This is a genomic window from Rhodopirellula maiorica SM1 (assembly GCF_000346295.1).
GTDB lineage: Bacteria > Planctomycetota > Planctomycetia > Pirellulales > Pirellulaceae > Novipirellula > Novipirellula maiorica.
This window is the reverse complement of sequence record NZ_ANOG01000108.1, coordinates 1-17,540: the sequence shown is the minus strand read 5'-3', so window position 1 is coordinate 17,540 and position 17,540 is coordinate 1. Positions and strand designations below refer to the sequence as shown.

The 17,540-nt window shown below is 56.5% G+C and carries 13 protein-coding genes; 12 read left to right on the top strand and 1 reads right to left on the bottom strand.

Annotated features, from left to right (window positions below; all coding sequences use genetic code 11):
• From RMSM_RS40615 to pnp, 12 genes are all read left to right on the top strand, one after another.
• On the top strand, positions 1 to 681 hold a 681-nt coding region (locus RMSM_RS40615; RefSeq protein WP_390172557.1), incomplete at its 5' end, for an ImuA family protein.
• On the top strand, positions 596 to 2,377 hold the full coding sequence (locus tag RMSM_RS03180; protein WP_144057338.1) for a Y-family DNA polymerase: 1,782 nt from the start codon (positions 596 to 598) through the stop codon (positions 2,375 to 2,377). The genes RMSM_RS40615 and RMSM_RS03180, both read left to right, overlap by 86 nt.
• A gap of 387 nt (positions 2,378 to 2,764) precedes the next feature.
• The gene (locus tag RMSM_RS41955; RefSeq protein ID WP_201766993.1) at positions 2,765 to 3,118 is read left to right on the top strand and encodes a LemA family protein; all 354 of its coding nucleotides are present in this window, start codon (positions 2,765 to 2,767) and stop codon (positions 3,116 to 3,118) included.
• A complete protein-coding gene (locus RMSM_RS41950) occupies positions 3,097 to 3,375 on the top strand; it encodes a LemA family protein (RefSeq protein ID WP_236621981.1) in 279 nt (92 codons plus the stop codon). The genes RMSM_RS41955 and RMSM_RS41950 overlap by 22 nt, the downstream gene beginning before the upstream one ends.
• 35 nt (positions 3,376 to 3,410) lie before the next feature.
• On the top strand, positions 3,411 to 5,450 hold the full coding sequence (locus tag RMSM_RS36340) for a M48 family metalloprotease (protein ID WP_008691461.1): 2,040 nt from the start codon (positions 3,411 to 3,413) through the stop codon (positions 5,448 to 5,450).
• A gap of 403 nt (positions 5,451 to 5,853) precedes the next feature.
• On the top strand, positions 5,854 to 6,939 hold the full coding sequence (locus RMSM_RS36335) for a CPBP family intramembrane glutamic endopeptidase (RefSeq protein WP_008691459.1): 1,086 nt from the start codon (positions 5,854 to 5,856) through the stop codon (positions 6,937 to 6,939).
• Between the two features lie 75 nt (positions 6,940 to 7,014).
• Entirely contained in the window at positions 7,015 to 10,044 is a 3,030-nt protein-coding gene (locus tag RMSM_RS03160; protein WP_040763863.1) for a VWA domain-containing protein, read from the top strand.
• Between the two features lie 180 nt (positions 10,045 to 10,224).
• Complete coding sequence (locus RMSM_RS03155) at positions 10,225 to 11,727, top strand: aldehyde dehydrogenase family protein (protein WP_040763860.1); 1,503 nt, start codon at positions 10,225 to 10,227, stop codon at positions 11,725 to 11,727.
• Between the two features lie 173 nt (positions 11,728 to 11,900).
• A complete protein-coding gene (locus RMSM_RS03150) occupies positions 11,901 to 12,236 on the top strand; it encodes a hypothetical protein (protein WP_008691453.1) in 336 nt (111 codons plus the stop codon).
• A 237-nt stretch (positions 12,237 to 12,473) separates the two neighbouring features.
• Positions 12,474 to 13,868 carry an NAD(P)/FAD-dependent oxidoreductase gene (locus RMSM_RS03145; protein ID WP_008691451.1) on the top strand — a complete coding sequence of 465 codons (1,395 nt, stop codon included), beginning with the start codon at positions 12,474 to 12,476 and terminating at the stop codon, positions 13,866 to 13,868.
• A 550-nt stretch (positions 13,869 to 14,418) separates the two neighbouring features.
• Positions 14,419 to 14,688, top strand: coding sequence for a 30S ribosomal protein S15 (gene rpsO, locus RMSM_RS03140; protein WP_008691447.1), 270 nt, complete (start codon positions 14,419 to 14,421; stop codon positions 14,686 to 14,688).
• 324 nt (positions 14,689 to 15,012) lie between these two features.
• Positions 15,013 to 17,268, top strand: a complete 2,256-nt coding sequence (gene pnp / locus RMSM_RS03135; protein WP_040763859.1) for a polyribonucleotide nucleotidyltransferase — start codon at positions 15,013 to 15,015, stop codon at positions 17,266 to 17,268.
• Positions 17,269 to 17,323: 55 nt separating this feature from the next.
• Here the strand turns inward: pnp and RMSM_RS42290 are convergent.
• On the bottom strand, positions 17,324 to 17,540 hold a 217-nt coding region (locus RMSM_RS42290), incomplete at its 5' end, for a hypothetical protein (RefSeq protein WP_040763858.1).

The window sequence follows — 17,540 nt, the reverse complement described above, 5'->3', positions numbered from 1 at the left end:
GAATGGATCGCCGATGCCGAAGGTTGCGGTGCGGCGGCGTTGTCGATGATCGTGGCCGCCAATTCGCTGCGTGCTCACGACCAGCACGCGGGGGATTCGAGCAGCCCGATTGTGATCATCGATTCACGTAAAACCTTTTATCCACCGGCGGCAATCGCGTTGGGCATTCCTGCGGCCCGCATGATCCTGGTGCAACCCCGCAGTGCTGCCGATACGGTTTGGGCCATTGACCAATCGCTGCGTTGCGAAGCGGTCGCAGCGGTGTGGGCAACGATCGAGACGCGGCTGGACGATCGTGATGCTCGGCGTTTTCAATTGGCGGCCGAACAAGGACGCACGCCCGGCTTTTTTGTTCGTCCGCTGCGAGAACGTGGAAAACCGAGTTTCGCCGAAGTTCGCTTGCATGTTAAAAAGGGAACCGGTCGGTCGTGGCAGGATCCTGAAATTCTCAATCACAGCACGCCACTGCAAGTCACGCTGGATCGGGCGCGTGGCGGTCCGCTGGGAAAAAGCGTCTGGATTCAAATCGATGACCAGGCGAGGCTAATCGAAGTCACGGCTCCACACGAAGTGGCAGTACCGCAAGAGACAAGACATGAAACGGCTGCTGTGCATCTGGCTTCCCAACTGGCCCATCCAAAGCGTGCGGCTTCGCGAAGCCGTCAACACCGAGCCGGTTAAGCCCAACGTCGCCGATCACTCCACGATCAAAACGCCCAATGTCGTTGATCGCTCCGCGATCAAAACGAATCCTCCCACGCTGCTATGGGCCGACGATCCTCGTCGTGGACGCATCGTCGTCGCCTGTTGCCCTCGCGCATCGATGTTAGGTGTCCGCATCGCAATGCCGTTGGTCGAGACCACACCGCTATTGCAGTGCCGCGAATCTCACCACGGCAAGGCTTCGCCCGATTCGGTCGCTGCTGACATTCGCCCCCACGATCCGTTTATGGATCGGGAAATGCTCAAACAGCTCAGCTACCAAATTCAACAAGCGATCACACCCCGCGTCGCGATCGAATCACTCGACGATCAACCTTGGGCTGGCTTTCCACGTCATCAACCCGAATCGTTATTGTGTGATATCACCGGAGTCGAGCATTTGTTTGGTGACGAGCAGGGGCTGATCGACGCCATTCAACATTTGTTGGCCGCTCACTTCGACGTCCCGCTGCATGCTCGGATTGCGATCGCACCGAACTTGGCAGCCGCCTGGGCGATTGCTCATTTTGGGCAATACGATGCCCAAAGCACGGACGAACCGACTGCTGCGATTGCATCCTTTCCGATCGAATCACTACGTTTGGCTCGCGAGACGACGATGACGCTGCATCGGCTTGGTGTCGAGCGTGTCGATCAATTATTGCGTTTGCCACGCGGCGGTTTGGCAACCCGTCTCGGCAAGCCGCTGGTTCGGCGGATCAGTCAAGCGATTGGTGAAATCGACGAACCGCTGGTCGCCGACCTTGCTCCCGATGAATTGGCTTTCTCGCACGAATTGGAGTATCCGACCCGCGACTTGCCGATCTTGCTTGACCGCATGGAAGGGCTTTTACGACAAGCCAAAGCCGGATTGAGCAAACGCAAACTCGGCGTCCTGCGTTTGCTTTGTCATCTCGATTTTTCAAAACCGCCCTCGCAGCAAATCGAGATAGGTTTGTTTGCTCCCAGCCAAGATGTCAAGCATCTCGGTTCGCTGGTGGCAATGCGGTTCGAGAATTTATCGCTGCGACACGATGTGACTCGATTGAGTTTGTCGGTGGCTCTGACTGGTCCTTTGCGCAGTGTGCAGGCGTCGCTGCTGAGTGATGGGCCGGTTGATTCGCACACGCTGGGCGGGACTGCGGTTTCTCGTTTTGTCGACAAACTGAGTGGTCGGCTCGGACGCGACGCCGTGTTGCGGGTCAAATTGAATGCCGATCCACTGCCTGAACATGCACATCTAACGCTTCCGATGACTGGTCAACCGGTCCATTCACGTCGGGGCTCCCGTTCACGTCGGGGCTCGACGCGTGCCAACGTCGCCTCGAAAAAGCCGTCTGGCCATTCGTCCGGTTCGCAATCGCGTCACCGCATGCCATCGCCCCAGGACGCGATGCGACGTCCGTTGACGATTCTCGATCCGCCGCAACCGATCGCACCTGTGATTCCTCAGACGTCCACGCAGGTTCCCGAATCGTTTCGCTTGCGAGGCCGCGAGACTCAGGTGGTTGGTTATTGGGGGCCCGAACGAATCGAGACACGCTGGTGGAGCGGCCCCGCCGTCCGCCGCGACTACTACCGCGTCGAAACCGATGGCGGGACATGGTGGTGGATCTACCGCGACATCACCTCGGGTGACCAACCACAATGGTTCCTACACGGTCAATTCACGTAGCGGCAAGTGATTGAAGACCACGTACTTCACCCTCCCAGCTTGCGTGGGGAGGGCCGCGAATCGAGCATTCAGCGAGATTTTCGGGGAAGGCTCGCAGCGTATCACATGAAGTCTAATTGCACGAAAAAGCCCTTCCTGCATTCCACCGGCTCACATCCGCATAACCGGCGTAAGCGAACCAGCTCTTCGAATCGGTACTCTTTTGCGGATCGAGCCAACCTTTTTAAAACTCTTTGTGACCCAATCCAGCGGGCTTTGAACCTAGGCTTTCACAGCGGGCTCGTACAGAAAAAGACATTGTCGAGCTCGGTGTTGCCGCTGGAAAACGCTTTTCTGGTGGTTAAGCCTCACCCATCACTTCAAGTCATCACGTCACGAGTTCTTGTTATGATCAATGCTGTTGTTATCGGCCTTGCCGCAGGTTTGCTGTTTGCCGTCGGGATCTTCGTCGTCCGCACTTACAACGTCCTGCTGGCTTCGTTCGAAGAAACGCGGAACAGCTTTGCCCAGATCGAAGTTCAGCTGAAACGCCGCTATGATTTGATTCCTTCGTTGGTCGAAGCCGCACGAGCCTACTTGACGCATGAGCGTGAAACACTCGAAGCGGTGATTGAAGCTCGGCAACAAGCTTCGTCGAAACTTAGCGGCCTACAAAACATCTCACCGATTCTGGTGCGGTCAAGTCGTGGGCGGCATCCGAAGGTGCCCTGGGAAGCGCGATGGGCCGTTTGTCGATGGTGATCGAAGCTTATCCCGAGCTGAAGGCGAACGAGTCGATCGCTCAATTGACCGAAGAGCTGACCAGCACCGAGAACCGAATTTCGTACGCTCGCCAATTGTACAACGATTTGGCGACTCGCTTTAACATTCGCCGACAAACGTTTCCCACGGTTGCATTTTCGTCAACGATCGGTTTTGCCGAGAATGTGGAATTGTTGGAATTCGACGATCAAGTCGAGATCCAAAACGTTCCCAAATTCGAACTCGCTAGTGCGTAATCGGTTGCTACTGTTGCCCAAGGGAGAGCGAGGGGATGTTTGATTTTCTATCGCGACAATCGCGTGCGCGTCGCAGCAGTTCGCGGTTCTACGCGTTGGTCTTGTTGGCGCAAGGCTTAACCGCGGTCGCGACCGGCATTGCGGTGGGATATTTATTGATGTTCCCCGTGGTGTACGTAGCCGCCACCATAGACGCTGCCGCTGCGGACGCCGCTAATTCATCGCACCGATCTGCCTTTCGATCAAACGTGAACGAATCGTACTCAAGGTATTCGTGGCGGCGTCGCAATACTCAAGAGGTCCTGAAGCGGTTTGTTCACGCATTCGAGGAACCCTCGACGCCCGACACGCGCTGTGTCGATCCGGCGATCGTGTTTTGGTACACCTCCCTGTTTGGGATTTCAGTTTGCAGTCTTGGGATCTTGGCGGCGACATTCTACGAGCGCCGACGGATCGTCCACGATGGTGGCTGGGCAATCGGCTTGGCACTGGGCGGACGCCATCTCAATAAACCTCGGGCTGGCGACGAACGAAAATTGGTCAACGTGGTCGAAGAGATGGCGATCGCATTTGGCACGACGCCACCGACCGTGGTCGTACTGGATCATGAACCCGGAATTAACGTGTTCGCAGCGGGGCTAGATGCCGACAGCAGCATCCTGTGTGTCACCGCTGGGGCGATCAAGCACTTGCCACGGGAAGAATTGCAAGGTGTGATCGCGCACGAGTTCAGTCACTTGACGCAGGGTGACACTCGACTTGGTACTCGATTGACCGCGATCCTGTACGGTCTCAATTCGGTGCGTCTGTTTGCGGAGTGGGTTTTTCGCGTCGGCCACGAAACCAGCGAGTCCAGGGAAAAGGGAGCTTGCTGGGGTTACGTGTGGATGTTGGTCGGGATCGTGATTTGGCCGTTCGGATTGGCGGGGGCTTTTGCTGCTGCGATGTTGACGCGGGCGATCACACGATCTCGCGAAGCATTGGCGGATGCCGAAGCGGTCCAGAAGACTCGCAACCCTGCCGCGATGGCAAATGCACTACGGCGTATCATCGGACATCCGCAACGAGGTCAACTGCTACATCCACAAACCACGATCGTTGCGCCGATGTTGTTTGTCGATTACCACAACAAACCGTGCTGGTATGCCTCGCATCCGCCGATCGAATCACGCTTGTTTGCACTCGACCCGCTTGGCGATGCGACACCGATCTACAGCGAATCGGTCACGAAACGACGTCGTGAAGACCATGACCCCAAGACCGCCGCAGCGATGGAGTTGCTGTTTGGAGATTTCACTGCCAATGACGGTGCGCTCGAAACGTCGACACCAAGTTTGCCGCCGTCGGTGTCCGATCCGATTGGAACCCCTTCAATCGGATCCGACGTGAGTGGGGGAGACGCCGCGGTCGCCACACTTGTCCAACCGGTCGCCGTCGTGTCGTCGCTGATTCGACCCGAAACGTTTGCGATCTCCATTCCGATGTTGATCGGTCTCGAGCCGACGCAGTCGACGTCACAGTGTGATTCGGCTTGGTTCGCGGCAATTTGTGATGCCGACATCGCGACTCGGGCTGAATGGTTGACTCAGCTTTGCAGCGAAGCCGAGATGATGTCGCCAAAAGAACGCGAGAAACTGCGTTTGGCAGCGGAGCAGTGCCGTGGTCAACTGGATGATCGCGACTGGACACGTCACGCATCGCTGTGGATGCTCACGCGAGCGACCGAGCCGAGCCAAGCCCAAGACGAACCTGCGTTCGTGGCACCACCCGAGGTTGCCGGATATTCGCGGATCATCTTGTCGGTGCTCAGTGTCTGTGATGGCGACGACGGCATGGCGGATTACGAGTTCATGCGAGGATGGTCACAGTTGCGATTCGCCGATACAGCACGTGTGCCCGAGGCCGAACTCAGCTGGTGTGAATTCGAGCACGCGGTGCAAACGATGTCGCAAGCGGCACCGCATCACGTCGAGTCATTGTTGGTCGCGATTGCCAACGTTGTCTCGGGCGATGGCCGAGTCAGCACCGCAGAGTCCGCCGTCATCGCGATGGTCCGCACCGCTTTGGAGCCGTAGGTCAGCTTTGGAATCGTAGGTCGGGCGCGTCCAGAGGTTTCTTGGCGTTGCGTTTCACAGAGCATCGTGTTTCGCGCGGGGGGATTCGCTGCGGCGGCAGCATCAAACTCTCGGGTGTAAACCCGAGGTTCTGTAAACACGAGGTTGGCGAGCCATGTATCACAGTGCGTGGCAAAGCAGTGATGCAAGGCGTGCGGAGTGGCGTGTTTTGGGATCTCAGTAATGATCACCGTTTGGCGGTTCACGAAAATTTCCGCTGCGAGCTTGAAATCGTCGTGAATTCCCGGCGACCGGTTTCTCGCGTACACTACGGGCTCGCCCAAAGCCTATCATGCAATTCGGCTGCCAATGACGTCTCCCATGGCTGCCGTTTTTCGCGTGTGATCACTAGGAATGTTTCACCATGGATCCTCGTCCGCCTGAAGACGATCAATCTCATAGCCACGACTCGGGTGCCGATCCGAGGCCGAATCCTGAATTACCACCCTACCCTCCTGCGTTTGGCCCTCCTGCGTTTGGCTCGCAACCGTACGAGTCGACCAACCCGTATGCGGCGGCGCCGCACACACCGCATACTCGGGCCACCGTGGATGAGCTCTCGCCGCTGCCTCACAGTTCGATCGACCTGTCTCCCGAACGTTTCCGTTGGTGGACCACCATCGCCGTGGTGGCTGCTTCGTTAGGCGTGTTTCTGTTCGTCAGCATGCTGACCTCGGTGTTGGCATTTTTGATTGTCCACGGCGGTTTTAACCCTGAATTGGTGTCCGACCCGAATGCGTTGGGCGATGTGATGAAGTCGCGAATCGGGATCGTGATGATCATTCTGATTCCTCAGTTGGCGATGATCGTGCCTTCGTTGTTGGCTGCGTTGCTGTCGCCTGTGGAAACACGCAAACGGTTGTCGTTGGTTCGCGGCCGCTGGCCCGTTTGGGTCTGGTTCGCCGCCGCATTGGCCACGCCGCTGGTGGGACTGATCTCGTCGCTTGTCGTCGGTGGCTTTATGGAAGAGAGCGAAAGTTTGAAGGTGATGAGCGAGGCGTTTCGCTTTCATGGTCACAATGGTTTTTTGATTCCAATCGCATTGTTGATCGGCGCGACTCCGGCGCTATGTGAAGAGCTATTGTTTCGCGGTTATGTGCAAACACGATTGGCCAAATCGTTTGGCCCGGTCGCGGGGATTTTGGTTTCCTCGTTTTTGTTTGCTGCCTTCCATATGGACTTTGTCCATATTGTCGCGGTCTTTCCGCTGGGCGTTTATTTGGGGTTTTTGTCGTGGAAAAGCGGATCGCTGTTTCCCGCGATGTTGGCCCACTTTGTCAATAATGTGATCAGCGTAGTGGCGGTCTGTTTGGCGCCGGCCGACAAGACGGATGTGTTGGGGATGCCCAGTATCGCGATCTCGGTATTCATCCTGGGATTTGGTATATTGGGCATTGCCGCCGTCATCTTTGCCTCGGTTTATTACCGTGATCCGGAAGTGATCGCGTAAAGTGACGATGCGGCGGCGCTGCTTTGGATGCCAACGCTGGAAGCCTATCCCACACTTTTGGTTGATAAACTGCTCATGATGCTGCCCACGCGACTCGGATTTGACCAGCCCGGCTATTTGTGGTTGCTGCTGTTTCTGCCGCTATTGTGGTGGTACGGATATCGGTCGCTCGGGGCGTTGGGGCGGTTCCGTCGTGGTTTTGCCTTGCTGTTTCGCACCGTTGTCTGGACCGGCATCGTGTTGGCGTTGGCGGGGGTACAGCTGGTGTGGGTCAGCGACCGTGTGACGGTAATGTATTTGTTGGACCAGAGCGAAAGCATCCCGCGAGTCAAACGCCAAGTGATGCTGGATTACGTGATCCGCAATGTCCGTCGCCACCGTGATGGAACACGCGAAGACCGTGCGGGGATCGTCGTCTTTGGACGCGACGCGTCGATCGAGATCCCGCCGTTTGACGACGATATTCCTCCGCTGCGTCGACTCGAAAGTTTGCGTGACCGCACCGATGCGACGAATTTGGAATCGGCATTAAATTTGGCCCAAGCGTCGATGCCCGAAGACACCTCACGCCGCGTCGTAATTGTTACCGACGGCAACGAGAACATTGGGCAAGCTCGCAAGTTGGCGGCCCGTGCGGCTCAAGCCGGCATTGGGATTGATGTCGTGCCGGTGATCATCGATACCAAGAGCGAAGTGTTGGTCGAAAAGATCGACTTGCCCGACAACATCCGCAAAGGGCAACCGTTCGAGGCGCGGATTGTGGTCAGCAATTATTCCGAGGCAGGAACCGGCGAACCAGTCGCAGGAAAGCTGCGAGTCAAACAGCGTGTCGGTGGCCAAGAGTCGTTGCTGTTAGAACAATCCGTCACACTTGATGATGGTAAAAACGTCTTCCCGCTTCGCCATCAAATCGAACAACCAGCAGGCTACACCTACGAAGCTGAATTTGTTCCCGACGCGGCTGACGATGACGGTATCCGCCAAAACAACAGTGCGACCGCGTACACGTACGTTCGTGGTAAAGGACGCGTGTTGTTGATCGAAGACAGATCGCATCTCGGCGATTTCGATTTGATGACCGACGCGTTGCGAGATGCAAATATCGAAGTGGTCCAGCAACCGAGTGACGAATTGTTTGGTTCGTTGGCAGAGTTGCAGGCGTACGACGCGGTGATCTTGGCGGGGGTGCCGCGCGCATCGGGGGATAGCAGCGAACAGATTTCGTCCTTCACCGACGAACAAATCGATATGCTCGTCCGCAACACCCAGCAGCTTGGTGCCGGGTTGCTGATGATCGGTGGTCCCGAAGCCTTCGGAGCCGGCGGATGGTCGGGGACCGAGCTGGAAAAGGCAATGCCGGTCGATTTCAAAATCAAAAATACCAAGATCCAAGCGGTCGGTGCGTTGGCGTGCATCATGCACGCCAGCGAGATGGCCGAAGGCAACCATTGGCAAAAAGTGATCGCGCGGGCCGCCGTGGAACAGCTTGGCCCCGCCGATTATGCCGGCGTTTTGCACTGGACCGTTTCCGGTGACGCGTGGCTGTGGGGCGGTCGCAACGGATTGCTCGAAGTCGGCCCGAACCGCAAGGCGATGTTGACCGCGATCGGACGAATGACCCCAGGCGATATGCCTCAATTTGATCCCGCAATGCGAATGGCCGTTGCCGGGTTAACTCGCACGCCGGCGTCGAACAAGCACTGTATCATCATCAGCGACGGCGACCCGAGCGATCCCTCACCGGGCACGATCAACTCGTTTAAATCCAACAACATCACGATCAGCACCGTGGCAGTTGCGTCGCATGGTTTGACCGAAAGTGCTCGGTTGCGAAAGATCGCGCAAGACACCGGAGGCAAGTACTATCAAGCCGCCAGCGGAAAAGCATTGCCGCGAATCTTTCAACGTGAAGCGCGTCGAGTGTCGCGGCCGCTCGTTTACGAGCCGCCGGGAGGGGCAAACCCGCAAGTCATTTTCCCGCATGCGATGCTAGAGGGAGTCGATCGTGTGCTGCCAAATATCAATGGTTTTGTCTTGACGCAGACCAAGGACAGCCCGTTGGCGCAAGTCTTGATCCAATCGCCAAAACCGGATTCACCCGAGAATGCAACGGTGTTGGCGGTATGGACCTACGGATTGGGGCGGACGGCGGTGTTGACGACCGACGCCGGAGCACGTTGGTCGGCGGATTGGACCGAGTGGGCAGGTTATGACAAGTTTTATGCACAATTGGTCCGCTGGTTGATGCGGCCGACCGGAGACACCGGAAAGTTTTCCATCGCGACGCAGGTCCGTGATGGCGAGGTCCAAGTGGTGGTCAACGCGTTGGATCAAGACGATTCGTTTTTGAACTTTCTCGATATGAACGCTTCGGCACTTGATCCGAGTTTGAAACCCGTTCCGCTGCGAATGCGACAAACCGCGCCCGGTCGTTACGTCGGATCATTTCCGGCGGACGAAACCGGCAGCTATTTTGTCAATGTGATCCCAGGACCAGGAGCCTCGCCGCTGACAACCGGTGTGACGGTGCCCTATAGCGACGAATTTCGCGTGCGAGAAACCAATCGAGCGCTGATGGAATCGCTTGCTGCATTGAAACCGCGTGGCGGCGAGCCAGGCGAAGTGACGCCGCCGCTAGAGAATCAACTCAGTGAGTCGCTGGTCGATACCAACGCGTTTCGTGGCGGTTTGGCACTGGCCCGAAGTTTTCGTGATGTGTGGCCCTGGTTCGTGTTGGCGAGTTGCGGCTTGTTTCTCGGTGATGTCTTCGTTCGCCGAGTGGCGATCAATCTGGATTGGATCGGCCGAACCATCGACCGCATGCGAGGGCAAAACCAAGATCGCGATGCCAACGTGACCGCCCGACTCGATGCACTGCAGAAAAGCAAAGAGTCGCTCGGCGATTCCCTCGAGCGGCGTCGAGCAAGTGTGCGGTTCGAGCCAACGGAAATGGAGGGGACTCCCGTCGACACGTCGTCAATTAGCGGCCCTCGCAGCGAAACAAAACCGATCGCCGAACCCACACCCGAATCGGCCGGGCCCAGCTATACCGAGCGTTTGTTGGAAGCCAAGCGGAGAGCAAACAAGGACAAGGGCGAATCGTAGCCGCCGGACCGTGGTTTTGTAGGCCGCAGCACGAGCAACCGCGGATTTCCGGCAGGGAAGCGAGAAGTGAGAGCGGGGTGAAAACACTTGTCAGACCCACCTGCTTGGCATTGAATAGAAGTAGAGTTGTGTTTGAATCCCGAGCCCGCTGTTCGATACAAAAACTTGAAGGAGTGTCCGATGTCTGTTGCAACAAATTCTCCCGTCCCCGAGTCACTACAGCCGTTCTTGAGTTCGCCCAAGAAAATGTTGATTGGTGGCAAATGGGTCGACGCCAAAAGCGGCAAGACGTTCGAGGTTTTCGACCCGGCCAGCGATCAAGTGATCGCGGGAGTTGCCGAAGGCGATGCGGCGGATGTTGAATTGGCTGTTGCCGCCGCTAGGAAAGCGTTCGACCAAGGTCCGTGGTCCAAGATGGGCGGGTCCGAGCGTTCGCGTTTGATTTGGCGAATCGGCGAACTGATCGAAGAGCACGCCGACGAGTTGGCTCAGATTGAAACGCTTGACAACGGCAAACCGTTCGCGGTGGCCAAAGCGGCGGACGTTGCGTTGGCTGCGGATATGTTTCGCTACATGGCCGGTTGGGCCACCAAAATTGAAGGAAACACGATCCCGATCCAATTGCCGTACGCCCCCGAGTCCGAGTTTCACGCGTTCACGCTACGAGAACCGGTTGGCGTGGTCGGCCAGATTATTCCTTGGAACTTCCCGTTGTTAATGGCGGCCTGGAAATTGGCTCCCGCGCTGACGACCGGTTGCACCGTAATTCTGAAGCCTGCTGAGCAGACACCGTTGTCGGCGCTGCGTTTGGGCGAATTGATCCTCCAAGCGGGAGTGCCCGACGGCGTCGTCAATATCATCACTGGCTTTGGGGAAACGGCCGGAGCGGCGATCGCATCGCACGATCAAATCGACAAAGTCGCGTTCACAGGGTCCACCGAGGTCGGCAAGTTGATCATCAACGCGGCCACCGGCAATTTGAAACGAGTGAGTCTTGAACTCGGTGGTAAGAGTCCCAATGTGATCTATGACGATGCCGATCTTGATTCGGCAATCGCAGGTGCGGCGGATGCAATCTTCTTTAATCAAGGCGAGGTTTGCAGTGCCGGATCGAGATTGTTTGTGCAGAAAGGGGTTTATGACGAAGTGGTCGCCGGCGTCAGCGAGATTGCCAAGAATTTGAAAGTTGGTAGTGGCTTTGATGCCTCGACTCAAATGGGGCCGCTGGTTTCGCGTGAACAATTTGATCGTGTCACCGGCTATCTAAAGGCCGGCGTGTCCGAAGGAGCCGAAGCGGCCGCGGGCGGCTCGGCACTGGATCGCCCCGGCTACTTTGTGCAACCGACTGTGCTGAAAAATGCATCGGAGGATATGTCGGTGGTCCGTGAAGAGATTTTTGGGCCCGTCGTGGCGGCGATGCCGTTTGGCGATGAGGCCGAGCTTGTCGGACAAGCCAATAACACCGCTTATGGATTAGCAGCAGGCATTTGGACGCGTGACATTTCCAAGGCGCATCGGTTTGCCAAAGCGGTCAAAGCCGGTTCGGTGTGGATCAATTGTTACAGCGTTTTTGATGCCGCGTTGCCATTTGGCGGCTACAAACAATCGGGATGGGGCCGCGAGATGGGACACGCGGTGTTAGAGAATTATCTGCAAACCAAATCCGTTTGCGTCAGTTTGTAGACAAGTCGTTGTCGTAGGCCGGACTGCCGCGATAGCGGGGTTCCGGCGTCGCGGGCGGTAATCAACTTGCGATCACTTTCACTGCCGTCTGCGGCATCAAACTTGCACTCTTTCTGTTTTGAATGACTTCGATGGTCGACTTTTGACACGAAAAGCAACCCGAAGGTGCAACGATGAATGATCCATTTGTGAAATCCCAGTGGCAAATTCTCTGCGAGGACCTCAAACGCTGTGCCAATGCGATCGCGGTGTGCGAAGAGGACGCGGCGGAATATGCACGCCAGTCCGAGGCGTTTGCCAATCAACCGCAACCCGAGCGTTATCCTGACTTGCTAAAAAAGACGGCCGAGGCTGCCGAGTTGGCGGTACAGTGGCAACAACGACGTGGCGACGAAGTGCCGAATCGCGAGGACACGGTTCACGCCCACGAGGAAGAGATGATCGACGAAGCAAGCGACGAGAGCTTTCCCGCCAGCGATCCGCCCTCATTCAGCCACGCTCACGCGTAGTCTGGATCCTGGAACCGTGTTTCGCGTTGCCTTTGCTCGGTGATATCTCCGAGAGGGGGAGAATTGCATGATTGTGTCTCATACTCCCACCAACGGTCCATGATCTCCCATTAGCGACCGAAGACGGGATGACGGTGGGATCAGCCGCCCGCCGCTCTCTGAATCGCCCCTCCCCGCTGCGGTGATCGTCCGTATCATGAAGGAGTCGAGATCCGAATAGAAACGTTGGAAAATGGGATGAATGAATCGTTGAAGCATGTGGTGATCATCGGAGGCGGATTTGCCGGTTTGAATGCGGCCAAGGCTTTAGGCCGAGACAAACGGGTGTCGGTCACTCTGATCGACCGTCGCAACCATCATTTGTTTCAGCCGTTGCTGTATCAGGTGGCGATGGCAGGATTGAGTCCTGCGGATATCGCCGCCCCGCTACGAAGCATCCTGTCCAAAGAAACCAATGTTCGTGTGGTGTGTGGCCGAGTCGATTCGATCCAATTGGATGAGCGGACCGTTAACGCGACGTTTGGCAAGGTTAGCTACGATTATTTGCTGGTCGCGTGTGGAGCTCAACATAGCTATTTTGGGCATAACGAATGGGAAGCGAACGCGCCAGGGCTAAAGACGCTCGAGCAGGCGACCGAGATTCGCCGCCGCGTTTTGGAAGCTTTTGAAAAGGCGGAATTGACCAAGGATCTTGACGAACGCCGTAAACAATTGACGTTTGTTGTGGTGGGAGCCGGGCCGACGGGAGTCGAGTTGGCTGGAGCGATCGGTGAAATGAGTCGCTTCACGCTCGCTCGTGATTTCCGCAACGTCGACTCCAAGCTCGCACGAATCATCTTGATCGAAGCAGGACCGCGAATCCTGCCGATGTTCTCGGAAAAATTGTCCAGCCGAGCGATGCGTGATTTGGAGTCACTAGGTGTGCAAACTTGGACGGATAGTCGGGTGACACGAATCGACGAAAACGGAGTCGATGTGTCGGGCGACCGCATTAACGCCGCGACCGTGCTGTGGGCCGCGGGGGTGCAAGCGTCCGAAATCGGCAACCAAGACGGATTCCAACGAGATCGCCAAGGGCGTATTCGCGTGCAAAAAGACCTTTCGGTCGCTGAGCACCCCGAGGTCTTTGTCGCAGGCGATTTATGTAGCTTTGCTGGGGACGACGAGCGGCCTTTGCCGGGGATCGCACCGGTGGCGATGCAGCAAGGACGACACTTTGCCAAAGTAATCCGCTGCGAATTGGACCAAAAGCCACGGCCCGATTTTCACTACGTCGACAAGGGACAAATGGCCACGATCGGCCGCAGCCGAGCGATTGCCGAAGTGGGCAAGTATCGCTTGACCGGGTTCCCCGCTTGGTTGGCATGGTTGGTAGTCCACATCTATTTCTTGACCGGGTTCCGAAATCGGTTGTTCGTGATCCTCAGTTGGACTTGGTCGTTCATCTCGTTCCGTCGCGGAGCGCGATTGATTCTAGAAAAGCATTGGCGGTTCTACGGCAAAGGGACGCCGGCGCAACAGGACGTCCCTGCGACCGGTGGGATTGGGCCGGTGCAGACGATGCCGGTGGGTGCGAGTCCGCCGGAATCCGATTCCCGCCAAATCGACGCCCCCTCCAAAGCCACTCGCTAAGACGAAGACAGGTCCGCCTGCCGCGAGTTTGACGGCACCTGCACCGAAGCGACATTTGCTGGGGAAGTATCGCTTGGATGCTACCGCAGACGCAGAAACGGTGAATGTGGCCGAGTTGTTCTCCCCCCTAAAGTGACTGCTTCGTTTTGCTGGCATTCGGCGGGGCTGCTTTCTGGCTAGCTCTCAACGGGGCGAAGCGATGTCGGAAACGCGGGGCAAACGGTCATTTTTACGTAGAAGCGACGATTGGAGATACAAATTGTCGTCTTTTGCGGATCAGCGTTTAGCCGCAAACGCGTCGGTGACGATGATGGGGGATCTGGCTGCGGTTGGATAAGGGCTGACGATCGGCAGTAGGTCTACAGTCCGCAAAATGGGAAATCCGTGGTTTCTTTTCTTGGCTAGGCCGTAATTTGGCGTTGCGTGTTTGTCGCGGACCGCTAAACTACCCCGCTTGTAGAAACTGCTGGTAAATTGTCGAAGTCTGCAAGAAAAGACTGTACAAAACAAACGTAACAAACGTACTGAAACGAAGCGAAAAGTAATACGAATGACGATTTCGAAAGAACGTAAGTCCGAAGTCATTAAGGAACACGGAAAAGCCAGCGATGACACTGGTTCGCCGGAAGTTCAAATTGCGATCCTGACCGAGCGTATTAATGGTTTGACGGAACACATGCGAACCCATCGCAAAGATTACGCTTCACGGCGTGGATTGCTGGGTTTGGTAAGTCGCCGTCGGCGTTTGCTGGATTACGTGCGAGGCGAGGACCCGCAGCGGTACCTCGATATCATCGGTAAGTTGGGCATCCGTAAATAGCCCACAAAGACGCCGCATTGGTGCGATGGTTGGCAAACAACTCAGCTCGCCCTCTGGTGGCGAGCCGAGATTCTTTTCTCTCTTTTTCGCGCTCCGTGCGGTAGACGGCGGTAGCGCCGTGCGCTGACCGAGATGGGGGTTCGCTTGGGCCAACGGCTAGATTGCCTGCCCTCACCCCCTCTCTTTCTAACCCGGCAAGCCGCACCCCTTTGTTTGAATTGCTCCGCTCCCTATTGAGGGAGTCCCGTTGATGGGAGCCGCAAGCGCGGTTCGAGCGATCTCTTGTTGTTGTAATTGAATGTAGGTGGAAGGAAGGTTTCCAAAGTGACTGTGAATAAAATTAGAGTTGAAAAGAAGATCGGACACAGCGTGTTGTCGTTCGAGACCGGCCAATTAGCGAAGCAGGCTGCCGGTAGTGTGATGGTTCAGTATGGTGAGACTTCGGTGCTGGTTGCTGCCGCATCGAGCGACCCGCGACCGGGTTTGGATTTCTTTCCCCTGATGTGTGATTACCGCGAGCGTTTGGCCGCGGCTGGTAAATTTCCGGGTGGTTTTCTGAAGCGAGAAGGCCGACCGAGCACCAAGGAAACTCTCAGTGCTCGTTTGATGGATCGCCCGATCCGTCCTCTTTGGCCTGCGGGTTACAAAGACGAAGTTCAAGTGCAGGCGTTTGTTGTCGCTAGCGACATGCAGAATGATGGCGACGTGTTGGCGATGAATGGTGCCGGTGTCGCACTGCACATCAGCGAACTGCCGTTCCAAGGTCCTGTGGCTTCGGTCCGCGTTGGTAAGGTCGACGGCAAACTGATTGCCTTTCCAACCTTCGAAGACCTCGAGTCGAGCGAACTTGACATGATCGTCAGCGGTTCGCGCGACAAGGTTGCGATGATCGAAGGCTTCGCCAACGAAATGGCCGAAGACGACATGATGGAAGCAATTAGTTTTGCCCATGATGTGATTCGTGAGATCATCGAACTGCAGGACGAGTTGTACAAGAAGGTCAATCCGACAAAGAAAGAGTATGTTGCTCCGGAAGACGACGGATTGTTCCAACGTCTGAACGACGCCTACTACGACGATTTCCGCGCTGCGCAACAAACCTCGGGCAAACAAGATCGCGCCGAAGCGGTTCGCAATCTTCGTGATCGTGCGATGGGCGAAGTGATTCCTGATCCGAAAGCCGATGGCGCCATTTGTGTCAATCGCTTCAAGTCGGTTTGGCACGACTTGGAAGAAAAGGTCGTTCGCGACTTGATCCTCGCCGGCACTCGCCCCGACGGACGTGACAACAACAGCCTGCGTCAAATCTACTGCGAAACCGACCTGTTGCCTCGCGTTCACGGTTCGGCATTGTTCCAACGTGGCGAAACCCAGGCGCTAATCACAATCACGCTGGGAACCGCTCGTGACGAACAGCGTGTAGATGGTTTGCAAGAAGAGTACAGCAAGAAGTTCATGCTGGACTACAACTTCCCTTCGTTCTCGGTTGGCGAATGCCGCCCGATTCGTGGCCCTGGACGTCGCGAAATCGGTCACGGATGTTTGGCTGAGCGAAGTGTTGCTCCGGTATTGCCAGCCGCGGAAGACTTCCCTTACACGATTCGTGTCATCAGCGACATTTTGGAATCAAACGGAAGCAGTTCGATGGCTTCGGTTTGTGGTGCGACGCTCGGTTTGATGGCTGCCGGTGTTCCGATCAGCAATCCGGTTGCCGGTATTTCGGTCGGCTTGGTTCAAAGCTCGCCTGACAATTGGGTCCTGTTGACCGACATCCTCGGTACCGAAGATCACTTCGGCGACATGGACTTTAAGATCGCGGGAACTCAAAACGGGATCACCGGTATCCAGCTCGATTTGAAGGTCACCGGGATTGGCGACGACGTGATTCGTGCAACGTTGAAGCAATCGCGTGAAGCTCGTATCGAGATCCTTCGCAAGATGTTGACGACGATCCAACGTCCTCGTCGCGAAATCTCGTCTACCGCACCTCGTTTGCTTCGCACCAAGATCGCTCCTGATAAGATCGGTGCTCTGATCGGGCCTGGCGGAAAGAATATCCGCAGCATCCAAGAAACCACGGGATGTGTGATCGAAGTGGACGACGACGGAACCGTTTTGGTCGCCAGCTCGAACAAAGAATCGGCTTCCGAAGCAATGCGTCAAGTCGAAGCTTGCACGGCTACCGTCCAGATCGGCAAGATCTACGACGGCGTCGTCAGCAGCATCAAGGACTTTGGTGCGTTCGTCGAAATCTTGCCAGGACGCGACGGGCTGTGTCACATCAGCGAAATCAGCACCGGCTACATCAGCAGCATCGACAAAGTTGTTGCGGTTGGCGATCCGATGAAGGTGTTGGTAATCGATGTCGACGAGCACGACCGCGTGAAGCTGAGCCGACGACGTGCGTTGGAAGAGCTTGGCGAAGAAGATGAATTGGCATCGGCCGTCGAAGGTGATGAGGACGATCGCGGTGGTGACGACCGTGGCGGCAGCGACGAAGATCGCCCACGTCGACGTCGTGGCGGAAGCGGCGGTGGTGGCCGCGGACGCAGCGGTGGCGGTGGCGGCGGACGTCGCTAAGAACCACCTTGGATTGGCGTGACGGTCATCGCATCGTCACGGATCCATCGTCTTGTTAAATGCACATCAGCGTGCGGCTCGGACCGAGCCGCACGCTGTTTTTTTTGACGCAGGATCCAGTCGACGCAGTGCGGTATTTTCTCGTAGCTGCAGGAAACGCGGCGGCCGTCATTTGCGTCTCAAAATACATCACGCCGAGTCTTCTATTTAGCGGAGCGGCGCAAGCCGCCCGGTCTAAACCGAACGTTTCATTCGCCTCAACCGTACGGCTC